The organism is Arthrobacter sp. S2(2024) (assembly GCF_036662515.1).
Lineage (GTDB): Bacteria > Actinomycetota > Actinomycetes > Actinomycetales > Micrococcaceae > Arthrobacter.
This window is the reverse complement of record NZ_JAYKZI010000003.1, coordinates 488,944-507,724: the sequence shown is the minus strand read 5'-3', so window position 1 is coordinate 507,724 and position 18,781 is coordinate 488,944. Positions and strand designations below refer to the sequence as shown.

The 18,781-nt window shown below is 65.4% G+C and carries 26 protein-coding genes; 11 read left to right on the top strand and 15 right to left on the bottom strand.

Annotated features, from left to right (window positions below):
• Positions 1–45 precede the first annotated feature (45 nt).
• Together VLA65_RS08915 and VLA65_RS08910 are read left to right on the top strand one after the other, a co-directional pair.
• A complete protein-coding gene (locus VLA65_RS08915) occupies positions 46–1,263 on the top strand; it encodes a molybdopterin-dependent oxidoreductase (RefSeq protein ID WP_332602276.1) in 1,218 nt (405 codons plus the stop codon).
• Entirely contained in the window at positions 1,263–1,775 is a 513-nt protein-coding gene (locus tag VLA65_RS08910; protein WP_332602275.1) for a hypothetical protein, read from the top strand. Before VLA65_RS08915 ends, VLA65_RS08910 begins: the two co-directional genes overlap by 1 nt.
• On the opposite strand, the gene VLA65_RS08905 is transcribed toward VLA65_RS08910, so the two are convergent.
• The 8 genes from VLA65_RS08905 to VLA65_RS08870 all read right to left on the bottom strand — a co-directional run bounded on the left by VLA65_RS08905 (position 1,736) and on the right by VLA65_RS08870 (position 7,888).
• The gene (locus tag VLA65_RS08905) at positions 1,736–2,485 is read right to left on the bottom strand and encodes a class I SAM-dependent methyltransferase (protein ID WP_332602274.1); all 750 of its coding nucleotides are present in this window, start codon (positions 2,483–2,485) and stop codon (positions 1,736–1,738) included. The genes VLA65_RS08910 and VLA65_RS08905 overlap by 40 nt on opposite strands.
• Complete coding sequence (locus VLA65_RS08900) at positions 2,482–3,186, bottom strand: TIGR04282 family arsenosugar biosynthesis glycosyltransferase (RefSeq protein ID WP_332602273.1); 705 nt, start codon at positions 3,184–3,186, stop codon at positions 2,482–2,484. Before VLA65_RS08900 ends, VLA65_RS08905 begins: the two co-directional genes overlap by 4 nt.
• The gene (locus tag VLA65_RS08895) at positions 3,183–3,956 is read right to left on the bottom strand and encodes a glycosyltransferase family 2 protein (protein ID WP_332602272.1); all 774 of its coding nucleotides are present in this window, start codon (positions 3,954–3,956) and stop codon (positions 3,183–3,185) included. The genes VLA65_RS08900 and VLA65_RS08895 overlap by 4 nt, the downstream gene beginning before the upstream one ends.
• A gap of 116 nt (positions 3,957–4,072) precedes the next feature.
• A complete protein-coding gene (locus VLA65_RS08890; RefSeq protein ID WP_307053770.1) occupies positions 4,073–5,137 on the bottom strand; it encodes an NAD-dependent epimerase/dehydratase family protein in 1,065 nt (354 codons plus the stop codon).
• A complete protein-coding gene (locus VLA65_RS08885) occupies positions 5,134–6,123 on the bottom strand; it encodes an MTAP family purine nucleoside phosphorylase (protein ID WP_332602271.1) in 990 nt (329 codons plus the stop codon). Before VLA65_RS08885 ends, VLA65_RS08890 begins: the two co-directional genes overlap by 4 nt.
• A 90-nt stretch (positions 6,124–6,213) precedes the next feature.
• Positions 6,214–6,561, bottom strand: a complete 348-nt coding sequence (locus VLA65_RS08880; protein WP_253257337.1) for a DUF6510 family protein — start codon at positions 6,559–6,561, stop codon at positions 6,214–6,216.
• On the bottom strand, positions 6,558–7,295 hold the full coding sequence (locus VLA65_RS08875) for a ferredoxin reductase (RefSeq protein ID WP_172465595.1): 738 nt from the start codon (positions 7,293–7,295) through the stop codon (positions 6,558–6,560). Before VLA65_RS08875 ends, VLA65_RS08880 begins: the two co-directional genes overlap by 4 nt.
• A complete protein-coding gene (locus tag VLA65_RS08870) occupies positions 7,292–7,888 on the bottom strand; it encodes a sulfite oxidase-like oxidoreductase (protein WP_442880266.1) in 597 nt (198 codons plus the stop codon). The genes VLA65_RS08875 and VLA65_RS08870 overlap by 4 nt, the downstream gene beginning before the upstream one ends.
• Before the next feature lie 131 nt (positions 7,889–8,019).
• Here VLA65_RS08870 and VLA65_RS08865 point away from each other — a divergent pair, with 131 nt between their 5' ends.
• Positions 8,020–8,826, top strand: coding sequence for an MGH1-like glycoside hydrolase domain-containing protein (locus VLA65_RS08865; RefSeq protein WP_332602270.1), 807 nt, complete (start codon positions 8,020–8,022; stop codon positions 8,824–8,826).
• Between the two features lie 9 nt (positions 8,827–8,835).
• On the opposite strand, the gene VLA65_RS08860 is transcribed toward VLA65_RS08865, so the two are convergent.
• The 3 genes from VLA65_RS08860 to VLA65_RS08850 are packed head-to-tail and all read right to left on the bottom strand — an operon-like array spanning position 8,836 to position 11,027.
• Positions 8,836–9,924, bottom strand: a complete 1,089-nt coding sequence (locus VLA65_RS08860; RefSeq protein WP_332602269.1) for a DNA polymerase IV — start codon at positions 9,922–9,924, stop codon at positions 8,836–8,838.
• Entirely contained in the window at positions 9,921–10,547 is a 627-nt protein-coding gene (locus tag VLA65_RS08855; RefSeq protein ID WP_284989136.1) for a dihydrofolate reductase family protein, read from the bottom strand. The genes VLA65_RS08860 and VLA65_RS08855 overlap by 4 nt, the downstream gene beginning before the upstream one ends.
• A gap of 51 nt (positions 10,548–10,598) precedes the next feature.
• A complete protein-coding gene (locus VLA65_RS08850) occupies positions 10,599–11,027 on the bottom strand; it encodes a hypothetical protein (RefSeq protein WP_059390279.1) in 429 nt (142 codons plus the stop codon).
• Between the two features lie 252 nt (positions 11,028–11,279).
• Here VLA65_RS08850 and VLA65_RS08845 point away from each other — a divergent pair, with 252 nt between their 5' ends.
• Positions 11,280–11,930: a dihydrofolate reductase family protein gene (locus VLA65_RS08845; protein WP_332602268.1), complete on the top strand. Its 651-nt coding sequence runs from the start codon at positions 11,280–11,282 to the stop codon at positions 11,928–11,930.
• Positions 11,931–11,952: 22 nt separating this feature from the next.
• A complete protein-coding gene (locus VLA65_RS08840) occupies positions 11,953–12,492 on the top strand; it encodes an SDR family oxidoreductase (RefSeq protein WP_332602267.1) in 540 nt (179 codons plus the stop codon).
• A gap of 16 nt (positions 12,493–12,508) precedes the next feature.
• On the opposite strand, the gene VLA65_RS08835 is transcribed toward VLA65_RS08840, so the two are convergent.
• Positions 12,509–13,069: a hypothetical protein gene (locus VLA65_RS08835; RefSeq protein WP_332602266.1), complete on the bottom strand. Its 561-nt coding sequence runs from the start codon at positions 13,067–13,069 to the stop codon at positions 12,509–12,511.
• Between the two features lie 409 nt (positions 13,070–13,478).
• On the opposite strand from VLA65_RS08835, the gene trxA reads away from it, so the two are divergent.
• The 4 genes from trxA to VLA65_RS08815 all read left to right on the top strand — a co-directional run bounded on the left by trxA (position 13,479) and on the right by VLA65_RS08815 (position 15,069).
• A complete protein-coding gene (gene trxA, locus VLA65_RS08830; protein ID WP_307053779.1) occupies positions 13,479–13,805 on the top strand; it encodes a thioredoxin in 327 nt (108 codons plus the stop codon).
• A 65-nt stretch (positions 13,806–13,870) separates the two neighbouring features.
• Positions 13,871–14,260 carry a heavy metal-responsive transcriptional regulator gene (locus VLA65_RS08825; protein ID WP_442880273.1) on the top strand — a complete coding sequence of 130 codons (390 nt, stop codon included), beginning with the start codon at positions 13,871–13,873 and terminating at the stop codon, positions 14,258–14,260.
• 46 nt (positions 14,261–14,306) lie between these two features.
• The gene (locus VLA65_RS08820) at positions 14,307–14,678 is read left to right on the top strand and encodes a hypothetical protein (RefSeq protein WP_332602264.1); all 372 of its coding nucleotides are present in this window, start codon (positions 14,307–14,309) and stop codon (positions 14,676–14,678) included.
• 10 nt (positions 14,679–14,688) lie between these two features.
• Complete coding sequence (locus VLA65_RS08815; RefSeq protein WP_332602263.1) at positions 14,689–15,069, top strand: carboxypeptidase-like regulatory domain-containing protein; 381 nt, start codon at positions 14,689–14,691, stop codon at positions 15,067–15,069.
• A 5-nt stretch (positions 15,070–15,074) separates the two neighbouring features.
• Here the strand turns inward: VLA65_RS08815 and arfB are convergent, their stop codons facing one another.
• The 3 genes from arfB to VLA65_RS08800 are packed head-to-tail and all read right to left on the bottom strand — an operon-like array spanning position 15,075 to position 16,433.
• Positions 15,075–15,497, bottom strand: coding sequence for an alternative ribosome rescue aminoacyl-tRNA hydrolase ArfB (gene arfB / locus VLA65_RS08810; protein ID WP_059388938.1), 423 nt, complete (start codon positions 15,495–15,497; stop codon positions 15,075–15,077).
• A 51-nt stretch (positions 15,498–15,548) separates the two neighbouring features.
• On the bottom strand, positions 15,549–16,133 hold the full coding sequence (locus tag VLA65_RS08805) for an HhH-GPD-type base excision DNA repair protein (RefSeq protein ID WP_332602262.1): 585 nt from the start codon (positions 16,131–16,133) through the stop codon (positions 15,549–15,551).
• A gap of 45 nt (positions 16,134–16,178) precedes the next feature.
• Entirely contained in the window at positions 16,179–16,433 is a 255-nt protein-coding gene (locus VLA65_RS08800) for a hypothetical protein (protein ID WP_059388936.1), read from the bottom strand.
• A gap of 392 nt (positions 16,434–16,825) precedes the next feature.
• Between VLA65_RS08800 and VLA65_RS08795 the strand changes: the two genes are divergently transcribed.
• Together VLA65_RS08795 and VLA65_RS08790 are read left to right on the top strand one after the other, a co-directional pair.
• Positions 16,826–17,698, top strand: a complete 873-nt coding sequence (locus tag VLA65_RS08795) for an NAD-dependent epimerase/dehydratase family protein (protein WP_284989130.1) — start codon at positions 16,826–16,828, stop codon at positions 17,696–17,698.
• An 8-nt stretch (positions 17,699–17,706) separates the two neighbouring features.
• Complete coding sequence (locus tag VLA65_RS08790; RefSeq protein WP_332602343.1) at positions 17,707–18,738, top strand: aldo/keto reductase; 1,032 nt, start codon at positions 17,707–17,709, stop codon at positions 18,736–18,738.
• Positions 18,739–18,781 lie beyond the last annotated feature (43 nt).

Sequence of the window (18,781 nt, the reverse complement as noted above, 5' to 3'; positions counted from 1 at the left end):
GTCTGCATCGGGACGGCGGGAGGGTCTTGGTGGTGTGATCAAGGCATGGACAGATTGACCACTTTCCTCCAACAGCGGATGGAAGCGGTGAACGGACGGTTCTCCTCGCCCTTGCGCAGCAGGCGGCTGACGGTGGTGCTGGGCCGTTGGCTCGGCCTTGCCTTCACCGTCTGCTTCTTGACCGGACTGTTCAGCCACCTTCTGCAGGATCCGCCAACGTGGATGCTTTTCCTTACCCGCCCCGTATGGCTGTACGTGGCTACGCAGGGCATCCACGTCACCACCGGGATAGCTTCCATCCCGCTCCTCGTCGCCAAGCTCTGGTCCGTGTATCCCGAACTCTTGCGTTGGCCCCCGCTGAAGTCCGTGGTGCACGGCCTGGAACGGGCCTCCATTGCGCTCTTCGTGGCCGCTTCGCTGGTGGAAGTCACCATCGGCCTGCTCAACACTTTCCAGTGGTACCCCTGGCCGTTTTCCTTCAGGGATGTCCACTATTGGCTGGCCTGGGTCATCATCGGATCTTTGGCGCTTCACATCGCTGTCAAGATGCCCCTGATCCTGGCCCATTGGAGCCGTCGATCGGACACGGCCACCATCGCTGCGGAGACTGAAGGGGGAGTGCCGGACAGCAAAACTCTTCCGGCAGCCGCGAAGGCTCGAACCGGGCACGGCTGGAGCCGCAGGGGGTTCCTGGCGGCAATCACTGCTGGCACCGGCGTCGTCGTCTTGACGACTGGGGGCCAGTCCTTCGCCTGGCTGTCGGGCCTGAACCTCTTCGCGCCGCGCCGAATGGATACCGGCCCCCAGGCCGTCCCCATCAACAGGACGGCCGCCCAGGCCGGTGTGGCTGACGCTGCGCTGGGCCCCGACTGGGTGCTGACCGTGTCCTCGGGATCGGTGCAGAAGACGTTCACACTGGCGCAGCTCGCGGCCTTGCCGCAGTACAGCTACGGATTGCCCATCGCCTGCGTGGAAGGCTGGAGCCAAGGAGCCCAGTGGCGCGGTGTCCGAGTCAGGGACCTGATGGCAACGGTGGGCGCACCGGCTGATGCCGAGTTGCAGATTTCCAGCATGGAGAAAGGCGGCGTCTACGGGCGGTCCTTCATGCCCGCTGCGTACAGCCAGGACGAGCAGACCTTGCTGGCGCTCGAGCTCAACGGCGAACCCCTGGACCTCGACCACGGCTATCCTGCACGGATCATCGCACCCGGACGCCCGGGCGTCTTGCAGACCAAATGGGTGCACAAAGTGGAGGTGATCTGATGCGGCTCTCCTTGGGGATTCCGACGGCGCCCGGTAGGCGCGGGACCGTCTGGTGGGTGCGTGCAGCCCTGGGCATCCTAGGACTGGCAGCCCTCGGATACGCCCTCTTCGGATTCCTTGCCAATGTGCCGCCTGCCCAGCTGATCGGTGTGGCTGCCTGGCTTGCTGTGGCGTTGTTGGTGCACGACGGCGTGCTGGTTCCGTTGACGACGTTGGCCGGCGGCGGCTTGTCGAGGTTGACGTATGGGCTGGGCCCCGTTCAACGGGGGATCGTGCGCGGGGCCCTTCTGGTGGGGGCATTGATGACGTTGGTGGCGGCCCCGCTCATCCGCGCCCAGCAGGTGCTCCAGCCAACCGGGCCGGGCAGCGGCGCCAACAGCACCGTCCTGCAAGCAGACTATGTGCTGGCCTTGGGCGCTTTCTGGATGGTCCTGGTGGTGGCCGCAGCGGCTGCTGTGGCCGCCGTCGGACTCTACGGCCGCCGTTCCAAGGTCAGGAAGACCCGGCCCTGAACCGTCCGGGTTGCCACGGTATCCAATCCCGCGCGGGCCGCGTGGACAGCGAGCGCTTTCGCGCCGGCACGGGCCCAGGGAAAGGCCGCGCTGGCACGTCCGTCTGAATCCTCCAGCACCGCCAGATAGGCCACATCGAGAAAATCGCGTGCTTCGGCCTCCGCAAGCACTTGCCCGTCCGAGGCGAGCAAAGAGGCAACACGCTCCAGGAGCACCCGGATGTTTCCGCCGATGCCGATGTTGCCATCTAATAACAGGGCCGAACCCCAACCTCGCTCGTGCGGGACGGGGTCAAAGATGGAGCCCAGGATGGCCGCACCGCCCCGGGCGGTGGCCAGCTTCACGGCGGCTGGGCTCGAATCGACACCCATGGAGGCCAGCCCCAGTTCCCGGGCGGCTTCCAGCATCCGCCCTGGGCCGCAGCCCACATCAAGAACGGGCCCGCGGAGGGCGCGAAGCAACTCGCGCTCACCTGCCGTGGCCGGGCCGGACCAGCCGAGCATGTTGAAGTGGACGGGCCCGATGGACTCCGGCAATGCCGACTCCGGACGCAGCGTCAGTCGCCCCAGGCCGAGGGGCAGGCTGCGGGCATAAGGCTCGTGGCCGCCCTGTCCAAAGAGAGCCTGTCCAAACAAGGCGAGCGGGCGGGAGTCAGGCGCAAAGGAATCGGACCGGGCACCAGGGCCTCCGCGAGCTGTCTGGATGCTCATCGCGAGGAACCCCACGCGGGCACGACGCCGGCCGGCACCCCAAGCGGCATGCCCGCCTCGGGCAGTCCGACGCCAAACCGCTCCACTGCGAGGGCAAACCGGGTTCCGCTGCATTCCCGCGCGGCAGCCAGAGCATCGGCGAAGTAGTCCACGTCCCGCACGACGGGAAGCAGTCCGACCTCCAGGCCAGCGCCGGCAAGCCGGGCCAATTGCAGCGCCCCGGTCCGCGGAGTGGACATGTCCACCCCGCGGAGCAAACCGCCGTCGGGCCGGTACAGGCCCAACGCCCAGAAGCCACCGTCCGACGCCGGGCCGAACCACGCGCCGCGATGCGGTACCGGAGCGGGGGCTGCCCAGTCCGCCAGGAGCGGGGCCAATTGCTCCCCGCGTATTTGGGGCGTGTCCATGCCCAGAATCAGCAGGGGTCCGGCCGTGAGCGAACAGATGGCCGCCAGCCGCTCGTTCAGGCCACCGGAGCACTGGGCGGATACTTCAAAACCGGCTGCATCTCTTTCGTGCGGCGTGCCGTCAAAGACGAGCAAACGCCTATCCGCCGGAAGGGATCGCACTGTTTCCAGGGTCTGGCTCAGGCTGGTCTGGGCCAAGGCTGCGGCCTGCTCCGGGGTGAGCGGGGGAGTGAGGCGCGTCTTGACCCTGCCCGGGCTGCATTCTTTGGCAATGACGGCGATGGTGAGGTTCACGGCGTCGCTCCATGGGGATCGGCCGGTGCTCGATCGGCCGGCCCGTCGCCCTTCGTCGCCTGAGTCCGCTGCGATGCGGCGGCCAACTGGGTCCCCATGTCTTTGAGCGCAGTGACGGTTCCGCGGAGTGTGCCCGTTACTTTGGACTTTCCCAGCCGGGGAGCATAGTCGACCGGAACTTCAGCCACACGCCAACCGTCGCGGTGCGCTTTGAGGAACATTTCCAACGGGTAGCCGCTGCGTCGGTCCTTGAGGTCCAGGCCGAGGAGTGCGCTGCGCCGCGCAAGGCGAAGGGGGCCGAGGTCAGTTAGAGGGATCCCCGTGAGCCTGCGCAACTGCCGGCTCAGGACCATATTGGCCAAGCGGGCGTGGATCGGCCAAGCACCGCGGGCCGGACGCCTGGCACCCAACACCAGATCGGCACGGGCTGTGCGCACGAGCTCGAGCATCGGGGCCAATTGGGCGGGGTCCAGCGAACCATCGCAATCGCAAAAGCCCACAAACTCCGCCGTGGCCGCCAGCAGTCCGGCATGCGCCGCTGCGCCAAAACCGCGCCTCGGTTCGTCGACGACGGTGGCCCCCAGGCTCGCGGCCAGGGCGCCGGAGCCGTCGCTTGATCCGTTGTCCACGACGATCGCGCGGTATCCAGGCGGCAAAGCTCCCAGCACCTTGGGAAGGGCCGAACGTTCGTTGAGGCACGGTAAGACGACGTCCACGAGTGCGGCGGGTGGGCCCCCATCGTCGGCCGGTCCGTTGGGGAGGCCGGCCATTCCTCTTCGATCGCGCGAACCGCTTTGCTCTTTCTCCACCCTTTGACCGTAGAATCCGCAGGCCCGGTGCGACAGGCGGATTTCCTTACGGAACCGGGACGTTTGCCTCCTACGGCCTAGGCCTGATCCCCGCGCAGCGGTGCAATGGCGAACTCTCGCATTCCGTCCTCGAAACCACGCTTGGGGATCCAACCGAGCTCGGCCCAGGCCCGGGCCGAGCTGGCGGTGATATGACGGACGTCGCCCAGCCGGAATTCTCCTGTGACCACCGGCGCGGGCGCCCCGGCAACAGAACTCAGGACCTCCGCCACCTGCCCTACGGTGTGGACCTCCGACGCGCCGATGTTATATGCCCTCACGCAGCCCGAGGCAACCCGGCCGCCAACCAACGCGTCAACGGACAACAGATTTGCCTCCGCAACATCCCGGACATGGACGAAGCTGCGGCGCTGGCCGCCATCCTCGAATACCCGCACTGCCTCCCCACGGGCCAGCGCAGAGCGGAACACGCTGGCCACGCCCGCGTACGGGGTGTTCTTGGGCATCCGAGGGCCATAGACGTTGTGGTACCGGAGGGCAATCGCAGTGCTTCCGGTTGAGCGCGCCCACGCGGCAGCGAGGTGCTCCTGGGCCAATTTGGAGGCGGCATAGACGTTCCGCGGATCCATGGCCGCGTCTTCGGTGACCAGTGCCGGGAGCAACAACTCGCCGGTGGCGGGGTCCCGGGGGTCAAAGATTCCGTGCTCCAGATCCTCCACCCGGCGCGGGGCGGGGTGCACCGGCCTGCCTGCCGAATCGGTGTAGGCCCCCTCACCGTAAACCACCATGGAGGAAGCGAGGACCAGTTTGTCGACGCCGGCGGCTGCCATGCCTGCCAGGAGCACGGCCGTGGCCAAATCATTGTTGCGGATGTAGTCCGGTGCGTCGAAGAAGTCCACGCCGAGTCCCACTTTGGCGCTCTGGTGCACGACGACGTCGACTCCGGCGAGCGCCTGCGCCACCGCGTCCGGGTCTCCGGCGTCGCCCACCAGCACGGACACGCCAGGAATTCCCGGCGGTGGATCCGGGTGGACTGCCGGATCCAATGAATCCAGGATCCGGACTTCCCAGCCGCGTGCCATAGCGGCTTCGACTATATGGCCGCCGATGAAACCGGCTCCGCCGGTGACCAGAATCCTCACGGCGCTGTTCGTCCCGTGCCGGGGAGGAGAGGGCCGGGGAGGACAGGGCCGGCGGCTCCCATCACGGTGGCCACAGCGCCGGGCGGCATGGCCACCATCCGCCACGTTCCGCCGTCGTCCGCTGGTTCTGCGCCGCCAAGCCCCGCGGACACAGTCCGCACCGCGTCTGACAACACCGCGAGGATCCGCGGTTGCGCCGCCGCCAGGCGTCCCAGGACCAGTTCCGCCGTCACCGGCTCGGAGCCATCGTGCCCCGTATCGGCATCAGTGATGAATGCCAATGCGGCGAAGTGCATGTTCAATTCCGCCGCGAGCATCGGTTCCGGGTACTGGGTCATGCTGATCAGCTGTGCCCCGGACTTAACCAAGGCCGCGGACTCGGCCTTGGTGGAGAATCGCGGACCATTGATGACGGCCACGGTGCCCGCCCCAGCGAAGTCTTCGCTCCGGTGCTCCAAGGCGGCGATGAGTGCCGCCCGCAGCGGGGCGCTGTAGGGCTCGGCGGCAGGCAGGTGCTGCACCCCGGTGGGCAGCGAGCCGTCGTAGAAGGTGTCCGCCCGTCCCCAGGTCTTGTCCAGGACTTGATCGGGTATGGCAAAAGTACCGGTTCCGTGGCTTGAGACCAGTCCGCCCACGGCCGCGGAGGAGATGACGGCTTCTACCCCGAGGCTCTTGAGGGCCCAGAGGTTGGCGCGGTAGTTGATCTGCTGCGGGGCAACGCTGTGCCCGCGGCCGTGCCGGCTCAAGAACGCGACCACCGGGCCGCCGTCGCGGTCACCGTCTGCGCCGGTGCCGCCGTCGTCGCCGCTGGTGCCGGCCGGCGCGGTGAGCCGGGCAATCGTGACCGGACTGGAGGGAGGCCCGAACGGCGTCGGGATGTCGAGCCTGCTGAGCACGACAGCCCCGGGCAGCTTGTAGAGGCCGGTCCCGCCTATGATTGCAATCCGTGCGCGGTGTCCTGCTTGGTGTTCCGGGAGCGATGACATGACCCCATCATGCCAACGCCGGCCCGCGCCGTCGCGGGTGGAATCCTTACGGGTTCAGAACGCGCGCCGGGACGCCTGGACTGGATTGACTTAGCCCTCGCGGTCGATTTGCAAATAACTGAGTCCGCTCACATCGAGCCAGTACCGTGTGGGCGTCTCCACGAGGCGCAGGAGCACGCCCTCGCAGGAAGCGCAGCGCACAACGATTCCCGGAGCGTCAACGTAGACCATCGTCTCCCCGAAGACCCGGACCGCGCCGCAGTGCTTGCATCGTCCGATCGCTGCGACGATATCGAAGCGGAACAGTTCCCACAGCGGTCCTGCCACCGCGTTTCCGTCGAGATGGGCTATAGCATTGCCTGCGATTCCAGCGATGTCCTGATCCTCGAAGCCCGGATCTTTGGCACCGGAAGAATCAGGGCCGTTGTTGCCACTCACCGGGTTCCTCCTGTTCCGCCGAAGCGCTCGGTCTTGATCGATCCGGCGGGATATCCCGCCTGCACGAGCCATTCCGCGACAGTTTCCACGAAGACCGTCTGGCCACAGATGAAGACGTCCGGGGCAGGGTCCGTTGGCAAGATGTTGGCCAGCAGGGTTTCCGCCGTGAGCCGTTGCGGAGGAGTCGGCCAATCCGCGGGCGCCTTGCGTGTGTAGACGTAGTCGATGATGAGCTTGCGGGATTCCCGGGTCAAGGCTTGGAGCTCTTCCCGATAGAAGCCCGATTCCGGTGACTTGAGCGAATAGAGCAGCCGGAACTGCGCAGGATTCTCCGAAACATGGTGCGCACGGATCATGGACATGAGCGGTACGACCCCGGATCCTCCGGCAATCAGCTGAACGGGGTTCGTGTCCGTTGGCTTCCAGACGAACCAGCCGCCCACTGGTCCGCGGATCTCCAACTGGTCCCCGACCGCCAGCTCCCGGACCAGATAGGGGGAGACTTCTCCGTTGGCCAATTCGTCAACGGTAATCTCCAAGGTTTCGTCCAGGCCTGCCCTGGCCACGGAATATGAGCGGACGGCCGTGTAACCGTCGTCCGCGGTGAGGCGGATGTCGATGTGCTGTCCGGCGAGGTTGCCGTTCAAGCCGTTCACCCGCAGCCCGATGGTTCGCGCGGTTTCCGTTTCGGGCATGCTGCTGACGACGTCGGCCACGCGCCATAGCGTACTCATGAGTAGCGCTCCTCGCGCCATGGGTCGCCGTGGAGGTGGTAGCCGTTGGATTCCCAGAAACCAGGAACATCATCCTGCGTCAACTCGATGCCGTTGATCCACTTTGCGCTCTTCCAGAAGTACAAATGCGGCACCAGGAGACGGGCAGGTCCGCCGTGGGTGCGTTCAAGGGGCTCACCGTCGAATTCCCAGGCCACCCACGCCCGGCCGCCAAGAAGGTCCTGGAGCGGGACGTTGGTCGTGTATCCGCCGTAGGAGTGGGCCGTGGTGAACCTGCAGCTTGTTTCCACGTTCTCAAAAAGAGAATCCAGGGACACTCCCCGCCACGAGGTGCCCAGCTTGGACCAGCTGGTCACGCAGTGGATATCCGTATGGATGTCCACTTGGGGCAATCCCATGAAGGCGTCCCAGGACCACGCATGGCGCTGCCCTGCCTCAGTAGTGATAAAGAATTCCCAGTCGTCTGTGGGGATCCGGGGAGCGGGGCCGGCGGTTAGGACCGGGAAGCTGCCGGTCTCGTATTGGCCCGGTGGCAAAGCGGGATTGCCGCTCTGCCGTCTTCCATGAAATCCAGAAGAGATAATGCCCACCATGTACCTCCGATGCGGAGACTCAAGCCGGCTGTGCCCGGTTCCCCCCCACGATAGGGCAACGGCCGGGCATGGTCCAGACACTAGGCAAAGCCTGACCCGGTCACGCCCGCTGCAGTAGCTTGGTAGGTGTCTTGCTCGCCATCACGGAGCTCCGGACCCTGCTGTCCGCCCAGTGGTCCACGGGAATGATCCCGCACATTGTCTTCAGCGAGAACAGCACAGACTACTTTCCCGGTTTTGATCGCTGGGGCACCGGGTCCGCGAAGGCACGCCTTTCGGGCATCAAGAGCAGCGGCATTTGCCAGCTTCCCGTCCACTCGATTGCCTTGCGGCACATCCTTGACCGGGGGAGGGAGAACGGCGGCGCCGACCGGGAAGCGGCAGAGTCCTTCCTCGACGAATCGTTCGACGGCTGGCTGGCGTGGCACCGCTGGCTTGCCACCGTGCGCGACCCGGACGCTACAGGGCTGATTGAAATCCACCATGGTCGGGAATCCGGGTTCGATAACTCTCCGCGGTGGGACGGGCCCTACGCCCGCGTCCAGCCCGGCGCCGTCCCGGCCTTCACCCGGCGTGACACCCTCCACGTCGCGGACTCCAGCGAGCGGGCCGATGACAGCGAATGCACCAAGTATCTGTGGCTCGTTCAGCAGATGGCTACCATAGGCTACGACGACGGCGACGTGCGGAGCGTCGTCGACTTCCGGGTGCGGGACGTATTCTTTTCCGCGATCATGGCCGCTTCCAGCGATGTCCTGGCCAGCGAGTGGATCTCTACTGACACTGTCTCCGGATTTGCACCGCTGGTGTCCGGAGGCGAAGAGTCGTTGCTCTCGGCGCAGAGGACCGCTGGGAGGCCTGAACCAGTCCTGGACAGCCGCGGCCTGCCTCGAATGGATCGGGCCGGGCTGGTAGGTGCGCACCGCTTAAGGAAGTGAAAGACGCCGTCACCAACCGCCGCGCGTGGGCGTATGTCCCTTCCGGGCATCGCCGGGCATTGCCATCTCGGCCCGCAGGCCCAGGAGCCGGATCGGACGGCCCGCCTCGATTCCGGCTGCGAGATCCAAGGCCCGCGCGAGGATTTCGTCCCGGTCGAAGGTCTCCGGAATCTTCCTCCCCTGGGTCGTGGTCAAGAACGGCGCATACCGGACCTTCAGGGTCAGCCCGATGACGGGCCGTCCTTCGGCCACAACATCCTCAAGGACATGCGCTGCCAGCTCCCGCACCGCGTCCTCCACCTCGGCCGGATCGGTCAGGTCGTGCTGGAAGGTGGTCTCGCGGCTATGTCCGCGGGCAACCCACGGGGTGTCGTCCACGACGCTCGTGCCGTCGCCGCGTCCGAGTTCCGCGTACCACGGACCCATCCTGGGGCCGAACTCCGGGACCAGGTCCTGGGGATTGGCCGCGGCGAGTTCGGCCACTGTGTCGATGCCGAGCTTGGCCAGCCGGGCAGACACCCTGGTCCCGACGCCCCACAGTTCCTTGGTGGGCCGGCGGCCCATGACGTCGAGCCAGTTCCCGGCGGTGAGCCGGAAGACGCCGGCTGGCTTGCCGAAACCGGTGGCGACCTTGGCCCGGACCAGGGTATCGCCGATGCCCACGCTGCAATGCAGCCGTGTGCGCTCCAGGACGGCGGCCTGCACCTGCCGGGCGTAGGCTTCAGGGTCCTCCGTCTCGACGCCCACAAAGGCTTCATCCCAACCCAGCACCTGCACCGTGGCCCCGGGCTGCGCGCGGAGGGTAGCCATCACCCTTTCGGACGCCGCGAGATAGGCCTCCTGATCGACGGGCAGGATCACGGCGTCGGGCACTTTCCGGGCCGCAATGCGCAAGGGCATGCCGGAACCCACGCCAAACGCCCTGGCCTCGTAGGACGCGGTCGACACAACGGCCCGTTCCGTGGGGTCGCCCCGACCGCCGACAATGATCGGCTTGCCCGCAAGTTCCGGCCGTCGGAGCACTTCGACCGCTGCGATGAACTGGTCGAGATCAACGTGCAGCACCCACGGGATTCCGCCCACGCCACCAGCTGTCATGGCTGCGTGCGCTCCGCCTCGATGTCGATGCCCGTGACCACATCTCCGGCGCGCTCGTAGACGAGCCAGATTGCGCCCTTCGGGAAGGCCTGAGGCGGCTGCGTGACCGTGAAGGCGGCTGGAACGGTACCGTCCCGGAAGATCTTCTTGCCTGTACCGAAAGTCACCGGGTACAGCCAGAGATTCAGCCGGTCAACGAGGTTCTCGGTGAGGAGGGACTGGAAGAGGTCGCCGCTGCCGATGACGTGGGTCTCGGCGTGCCGTTCGCGGATTTCGCGGGCCTCGGAGGCGACATCCGTCAGCACCGTGGTCCCGGCCCAAGCGGGGTCGCTCAGGGTATGTGATGCGACATATTTCGGCACAGCGTTGAACCGGGCAGCAATCGGGTCATCGGCCGGTGCGGTGGGCCAGAAACCGGCGAAAATGTCGTACGTCTTCCGGCCGAGGAGAAGCGCGTCGAGGCGTTCGATTCCCGCGGTGATCGCCTCACCGGATTCCTTGTCGAAGTATGGTGCCTGCCAGCCGCCGAACTCGAAGCCGCCCTCGCGATCCTCGTCGGGCCCGCCGGGCGCCTGGTAAACCCCGTCAAGGGTGCTGAACAGGTCGACCACGATGATTCCCACACGCCCATTTTTCGGCGGGCGCGGCCGAGTTGGCAAGAGCCTGTGTAAAAGCTAGCTATTCGCCGTGTCCAGCTCGTCGAACAGGCGCGACAGGCAGTCGACATAGTTGGTCATTGCGTCCGCGAAAGTGAGAAGCCTGGGTCCGCCTTCGGTGCCGGGCTCTGCCCTTTCGTTGCCTGCTTCGTCGGTGTGGCAGAGGAGGGGTTCGCAACTGGTTCCCTTCGCGGTCAGCCGTGCGATTCCCCAAGGATGGCTGGGGTCCGTGACTGCGATTCCCGCCGCGTCGAAGGTGTCGCGGAGGACATATCGTGTGACTGTCCTCCATGACTGGAGGAACTGTGGCTGCAACTGTTCGATGAGTTCGTCGTCGTTGCTTTCGTAAGCGCGCCCCAGGTCCATGGAAAGCTCGTCCCATTCCCGGGCGTCGCGGACCATGAGGTGTCCGGCCCGGAGACGGGCAATCGTTTCGTTCAACGTCATGGTCTGTCCCCAAACTTCCTGTCGTGTCTGTTCCCGCCTGTGAAAGCAGGTCATCAACGGAGAGAACGGACGGGAACCCCGCATGATTCCCGCGGGCGGTGGGCCGCTTGGACGTTCATCTGAAGTTGCTCGTGCCCGCGGACCCTTGAACGTCCGGTCGCTCGAGGGCTAGCATTGCGGCCACCGGACCCGGCTGTCCTTGGCCGAGAGGCCGGGCGGACACTGACATCGGTCGACTTCGGGGAGACGGTCATGGGCGGGACAACTGCGGACGCGTCATCAGCGGACCTGATGGTCGACCTGATCATATCCCTGGACGGATATGCATCTGCCGAGGGATGGCCCGGCTGGTGGGGTCTGGAGGGGCCGGAATATCTGGCATGGCTCGCTGAAGAGGGGGAGAAGGGCTACACCTTCCTTCTCGGGGCGAACACCTACCGGCTGATGTCCAGGATGTCGGAGGAGGCCGAGGCCCAAGGCCCGGGATTCTCGGAGGATGAGGGGGCCGCCCTGACCGGCCTTGCTGCGGTACCGAAGGTCGTTTTCTCCTCCACGCTGCAGGATCCCCTCACGTGGCCGAACTCGGAACTCGTCACCGGGGACGCGATCCGGGCCGTGGCGGAGATGAAGCGGACCCGGACCGCGCCCTTAAGCACTCTCGGAAGCCTGAGCCTGTGCCGGTCCTTGCTGACCGCCGGACTCGTGGACAGGTTCCGGGTGGTCGTTTTCCCGGTGATCACGGGCAGCACCGGTCGGGAACGGATCTACGACGGCTATCCCGACGTCAAGCTCGAGATGGTGGAAAGCAGGACCTTCGATGGCCGGCTCCAGCTGCTCGAATACGTTCCCACCGTCCTCAGCGGTCCGCCGGGCAGCGGTCCGCCGGGCAGCGGTCCGGCGTGAGCCAATCCGAAGGGAATCGGTCATGAACTCGACGATGTTGGTAACCGGCGGCACCGGCACCCTCGGGCGGCTCGTGGTTTCGCGGCTTCGGGACCGGGGCCATGCCGCACGCGTGGCAGGCCGTCATGCCCCTCCACCGGAGCAGCACATCGAATTCGTTAAGTGTGACCTCGACACCGGCGAGGGAGTCGAAGCCGCCTTGAGCGGTGTCCGGACGGTGGTGCATTGCGCAGGCGCGCAAAAGGGCGACGGCGACAAGGCCCGCCGCCTGGTCGCCGTGGCTTCCCGCGAGGTCGCGGACCAGCTCGTTGAGCTCGCGCTCGGTGAGCCTGCAGGTCTGGTACCCGATTTCGCCGGGCCGGCCTGCTACCCGATGGGTGGCCTCATCCGCTCCTACCTCGCCGCGGCCGGTCAGAGACGCCTTCTCGTCCCGCTTCATATGCCGGGGAGTGCCGCCAAGGCAATACGGGAAGGGGCGAACCTTTCCGAGGACAGGTCAGTCGGCCGGAGGACCTGGGAGGAGTTTCTCACCGAGCATGTGTCCAGAGCTGTCCGGAGGTGACGCGGCCGGGGTGAGCTCAACTTTCCATGCCGTCCACGGCCGGCGGGTGCAAGGCGGCATGCCTGGCCCGCGCCGCCGGCTCAATGGAGTCCACGGCATAGGGTTTGGTGGCCGAGCGCTGCAGAGGAAGACGCAAGCGCACCTGATAAGCGCCGCTCCGGAACTTGGCGCGCGGATCCATCTGGATAACCAGGAGCGGCTCTTGCCGTGAGGCGTCCACCCGCAGCAGCATTCCGTGCCGGAGTCCATCGACGAGCAGCGGGGTGGCCGGCTCAACCGCGGTCTGCTTGAGGAGATGCTGATATTTCGGCCCGGCCGCCAGGAACAGAATGCCGTGGGAGAAGCCGACGACTCGCAACGGGATTACTGTGTCGGGCTGCCGGGTGGGCCTGAGGTGCCTTTCGTGTTCCCCGGTTAAAGGTTCAGTGACCGTCTTCAACGAGCGATCGCATTCCCGGCACTTGGTGCGCGTTCCCACGTCGGCCAGAAGGGTCACAAGAAGTCCCCTAGGGGCCTTGCTCCACTTGTCGGCCACAACGTGGCACCACGCCGGGTGGTACTCCTTGCCGTTCTTCATCACGTAGACCTGGTCTTCGCCGAGGAGGGGCTTACCCTCGCGCCGCGCGGCCGGCTCGACAGGTTTGAGGGCGCCGAGGCCTTTGGCATCTGCGCGGACCGCGTCCCCACCCTTCAGGTACGTGCGGATCCATGGAGAGAGTGGTCGTTTTGGGCTAGGAATTGCGGGGCCTTCCTCTGCGGAGGGAGTGGTCCTTCCCTCAGTTCCCCCGTACCTAGCTTGATGGCTTTTCACGGAAGTCGCCACTCCGGCTACCGTAGCTCCGTCACAAGATTCCGTCCTTGACTTTTCCCTTAGGGGAAGGTGCGAAGGTGGAAAGCAGGGGCGCTGCCAGTCGCGTTGACATCGGAATGAATGGGATGGGGAGTAACCCGGCATCACAATTCGGGCCATTCAAGAAGGGGAAAGCATGGCAAAAAACAAGGAGGTCACTGACGCGTCCTTCGACGCTGAAGTGCTGAAGTCAGCCAAACCCGTCGTCGTGGAATTCTGGGCGGATTGGTCTGGACCCTGCACCAGGCTTGCCCCGGTTCTGGAACAGCTCGCGGTCGAATACGCCGACAAAATCGACGTTGTGAAAGTCAACGTCGATAAGAATCCGGAAACCGCTGCTGCCTTCAGGATCAGCTCAATTCCGTCCGTGTTCTTGTTCAAGGACGGCGAACGGAGAATCTCCGTGATCGGCGTCGGCGCGAAGCGGTACTTCGAAGTGGAATTCGCTGAATACTTGCGCTAGTCCTGCTTCACCCCATGAGCGCCTTCCCCTACAGTGGGAGTCAATCGGGGAAGACGGGGTACAAGGTGCGAATCGGTGAAGCCGCCCAGGCGGCGGGGATGACGAGCAAGGCCTTGAGGTTCTATGAAGAGCATGGGCTGCTGCCGGCTGCAAAACGGAGCGCCAACGGATATCGCGATTACACAAGTGAAACCATCAGCAGGCTCGACTTCATTCGCCGCGGGCGCGCCGCTGGACTGGCCCTTGCACAGATCCGCGAAATCCTGGCCCTTCGCGATGCGGGCCGCGCCCCTTGCACCCATGTGCGCGACCTTCTGGCCGGTCAATTGGCAGACCTCGACGCGCAGATCGCAGAACTCGTCGCGCTGAGAGCCGCCGTCGCCGACTACCACGCTATCGCGGCTGCCGCGGACCCGGACGCGTGCGACGCCGAGCGGATCTGCAGCTACATCTGAAGGCTGCCTCAGCAGCGGCAGTCCCTATGAGCGGGAGGCTTTGCGCATGGCAACTCGATTAAGCCTAGGAATCACCGCCGCGGCGGCCACGTTGGCGGTGCTGGGCGGATGTGCGTCGCCTGCAACGCCGCAAACCAACGTTCCGGGAAGTCCGACAACATCCGCTGCCCCGGGTATACCTTTCGCTCTGTTCACGCACTGTGGTATCCACGAGGCGCAGGTGCAGGGCTCATTCTTTATTGCAGACGAACCGCTGGACGACGGTCACGGCAATCCTCCGGCAGGCTGGGGCAACCCCTACCAGCCGGGCATCATGACTGTCGAGGGACAAAGGGCGGTCTTCCATGACGACGGCGGCCATACGGTGACCTTCCACGAACGTGCTGGTGCCACGGGCTTTCTGAGAACCTGTTCTTAAGGTGAGCGACGTGAAGCGATGTGTCGTGGCCCTGCTGGCCACGGTCCTCTGGTTGTCCGGGTGCGCCGGCCCGGGCGGTCCGGACGCGGGCCACACCGGAGTTGTCACCGGTGTTGTGCTGACGGCCCCGGTGTGCCCCGTTGAGCGCGTCGGTCACGAGTGTCCGCCGCGCCCCGTGGCCGGGGCCGCGGTTGTCGCCCTGGACGGAGAAGCTGTCCGGGGCTCGACGCGGACCGATGGAACCGGAGCCTTCCAACTCACACTGCCTGACGGCAGTTACGTCATCAAAGCGAGCAACGTCGGCGGTTACGTTTCGACTGCGACCGAGCCGGTAGTCATCTCGGAGACCCCCGTTCACATCACGCTGGTTGTTGACAGCGGGATTCGCTAAGCCAGTTAATCGGCGGACGGTCGTTTTCGTTGTTGTTTCGTCGCCGCCCGGTGTTCCTTTGTGACCCGGTGCCGGCGCTTCGAGCTCCGGGTGGGTTTGCTCGCCCGGCGGGCAGCAGGCTCGGGAGCAAGCCCCTCCGCCACGAGGCGGGAGAGCTTGGCCAGGGCAATCTCACGATTGCGCAATTGCGACCGCTGCTCGGAGGCGGTCACGGTGATCACCCCGGCGATGAGGCGTGGTCCAAGACGCGTGACGAGCTGCTGCCGTTGGTCATCGGAAAGCGCCGCGGAGCCGGCGACATCCCATGACAGTTCGACGCGGCTGTCCGAGGTGTTGACGTGTTGACCGCCTGGCCCCGACGAGCGGGAGAACCGCCAGCCAAGCTCCGACGTCGGAATCGTGAGCGCGGGCGACACTTCGAGATCCATGCCGTAAGCGTTTCACGATATAGGCGGGAACAAATCCCCGCCGCGTATCTCTCAGCTCCCGGATGCCTTCGCTGCTTTGATCGCGGCCTTGGCAGCCTGTTTGTTGGCGCGGACTCTTCTCAGCGACTCCGGATCCACGATGTCGGCGACAGAAAGGAATGCGTTCTCCTGGCCGTAGGCGCCCGCAGCCTCACGCCAACCTGGCGCTTGGAGTCCGCGCTGCTTGCCGAGCAGTGCCAGAAAGATCTTTGCCTTTTGCTCTCCGAAGCCGGGCAACCCTTTCAACCTGTTGAGCACTTCCTGGCCGTCAGGCTCGTCCCGGGTCCAGATGGCGGTTGCGTCTCCGTTCCAATCGCGCTGAACAACTGCGGCTAGATCCTGGACGCGGCTGGCCATCGAGCCTGGGAAACGGTGGACGGACGGCCGTTCCTTGAAGACGTCGACGAAGCCATCCGGGTCATATTCGGCGATTGTGGCAGGGGACACGGATCCGATGCGCATCCGGATCTTTTCGGGTCCGGCGAACGCCGACTCCATGGTCACCTGTTGGTCCAGCAACATGCCGATGAGAAGTGCGAACGCGTCATCGCTGAGCAATTGGTCGGCGGCAGGGTCGCCAGTAATGTGCAGTTCCATGCGCCCATCCTCCCACCTGCTTCGAATCGCGTCATGGTGGCGTGCTCACGAGCCCGATTCGGTCTTTGCCAGCGGGCTCGCCGGCAATTCGCGTCGTTCGAGTGTCTGCCCGAAGGGAACGTCCCGGCTGATGGCGACGGTGTACCTGGTGAACCCATGCTGCGTGACGAGGATGCCGTGACGGCTCTCCTTGACGGCATGTTCGCGGGCGATTTCGACGGCGGTGTTCAGGTCGTTTTCGATGGTGTCGGGGTCGTGGGCGGTGACTTCCAGGACGACGTCCGAGTGGCGTTTGATCATTGTGGTCTCTTTCTCGGCGGAAGTACCGGGGCTCTCGGCGCTCGCGGGCTTCCAGGGCCGGGCGCACCCGGCGAGGCGGAAAGCGGTGGTTCGAGAGCGGTTGCCCGGCATTCTGTGATGGGGCGGTTGACGGCCGTAGAGTCCGGCGGGCTTGATCGGCGGAAGCATCTTCCTGCGGATCTGTAGCCAGTGTGGATGATCGGCGGCCCGGGCACAAGGTGAAATGCCGAAAAGTCTGGCGTGTCGGCAAAATCCCGTGGTCGCACCATCGGTGGACCACCTCACGTGTCAGCGGGTGCCTGACGTTCCTAGGACCAGGAGGGCCATGCGCAGGAGCCGGCTTCTGCCCTAGTGTCGATGTGAGACCACCAAGCCGTATCGAGGGAGTACTGATGAGAATTGCAGTGACGGGTGGAAGCGGAAAACTGGGCCGGCACGTGGTGCGCCGGCTTAGCGGGGACGGGCATCAGGTGTTGAACCTGGACCGTGCGGGCGAAAGGAGCCCGGGTCTGGCGATCGTCGACCTGCGTGACTATGGCCAAGTGCTGGATGTGTTCCTGGGGCTGGACGACCGGCACAGCGGCTTCGATGCCGTGGTGCATCTCGGGGCCATTCCAGCTCCCGGCATTATCCCGGATGCTGCGACGTTCGAGAACAACATGCTCTCGACGTACAACGTGTTCCAGGCGGCCCGCCGGGCCGGCATCAAGAAGGTCGTCTACGCCTCAAGTGAGACGGTGCTGGGCCTGCCGTTCGACGTCGACCCTCCCTACATTCCGGTGGATGAGGAATACCCGGCGCGGCCCGAAAGCACCTATTCGCTGGTGAAGCATTTGGAAGAGCAGATGGCCATCGAGTTGACTCGCTGGGACCCTGAGCTCAGCATCGTGGGACTCCGGTTCTCCAATGTCATGGACGTGGAAGACTACGAACGGTTTCCATCCTTCGACTCCGACGCCACGCTGCGTAAGTGGAACCTGTGGGGTTACATCGACGGCCGGGACGGCGCGCAGGCCGTGGCGCGGGCCCTTGAGAACGGCAAGCCGGGGTTCGAAGCATTCATCATCGCCAACGCGGACACCGTCATGCGCCGGTCGAGTGCGAGCCTGGCTGCGGAGGTATTCCCCGGCGTCAAGGTGATCAAGGAACTGGGAGAGCACGAGACCATGCTGTCCATCGACAAGGCCAGGCGGCTGCTGGGCTTCGAGCCCGAACACACCTGGCGCACCTACCATTCGAACCGCACCACCCCCGTCGAGGATTGAGGAACATGATGCAATACCGCACTTTGGGCAACAGCGGCGCCGTGGTGTCGAACTACGCGCTGGGAACCATGACATTCGGGGCCGAGGCCACCGAGGAAACGTCCCGCGACATCCTGGATAGCTACGTTGCGGCCGGTGGCAACTTCATCGACACCGCAGACGTCTACAGCGCCGGAGTATCGGAGGAGATCATCGGCCGCTGGCTGGCCGAACGGCCCGATGCGCGGGACCGCGTGGTGCTGGCCACCAAGGGCCGCTTCCCCATGGGGACGGCCCCGAACGACGTCGGCACCTCCCGACGCCACCTCACGCGGGCGTTGGACGACTCGCTGCGCCGCCTGGGCGTGGAGCAGATCGACCTCTACCAAATGCACGCATGGGACCCGATTACGCCATTGGAGGAGACGCTGCGCTTCCTGCACGACTCCGTCAGCAGCGGCAAGATCGCCTACTACGGTTTTTCCAACTTCCTGGGGTGGCAGTTGACCAAGGCCGTGCACGTGGCCCAAGCCTTTGGCTGGAGCGCGCCGGTGACGTTGCAGCCCCAGTACAGCCTGCTGGTCCGTGAAATCGAATCGGAAATCGTTCCGGCTTCCCTGGATGCCGGCATCGGGCTGTTGCCGTGGTCTCCCTTGGGCGGAGGCTGGCTCTCCGGCAAGTACAAGCGCGACGTGCCGCCTACCGGAGCCACCCGCCTCGGTGAAAACCCGGAACGCGGCATGGAAGCATGGCAGGCACGCAACGATGACCCCCGCACCTGGGACGTCATCGGGACAGTGGAAAAGATCGCGGCAGATCATGGCGTCAGTGATTCCCAAGTTGCACTGGCATGGTTGGCGGACCGGCCTGCCGTGACCTCCGTGATCCTCGGCGCCCGAACCACGGAACAGTTGGCGGACAACCTGGCGGCGGCTGACCTGGAACTCAGCCCTGAGGAAACCAGCCGGCTCACGGAGGCCAGCCAACCGCGCGTCGGCGTCTATCCGTACGGTCCGATGGCGCAGAACCAGCGCAGCCGGAAGATCGAGGGCGGCCGGTAACGCCGAGCCCGGGTTCGACGCCTGTCCGGCCTCGCAGCCGATT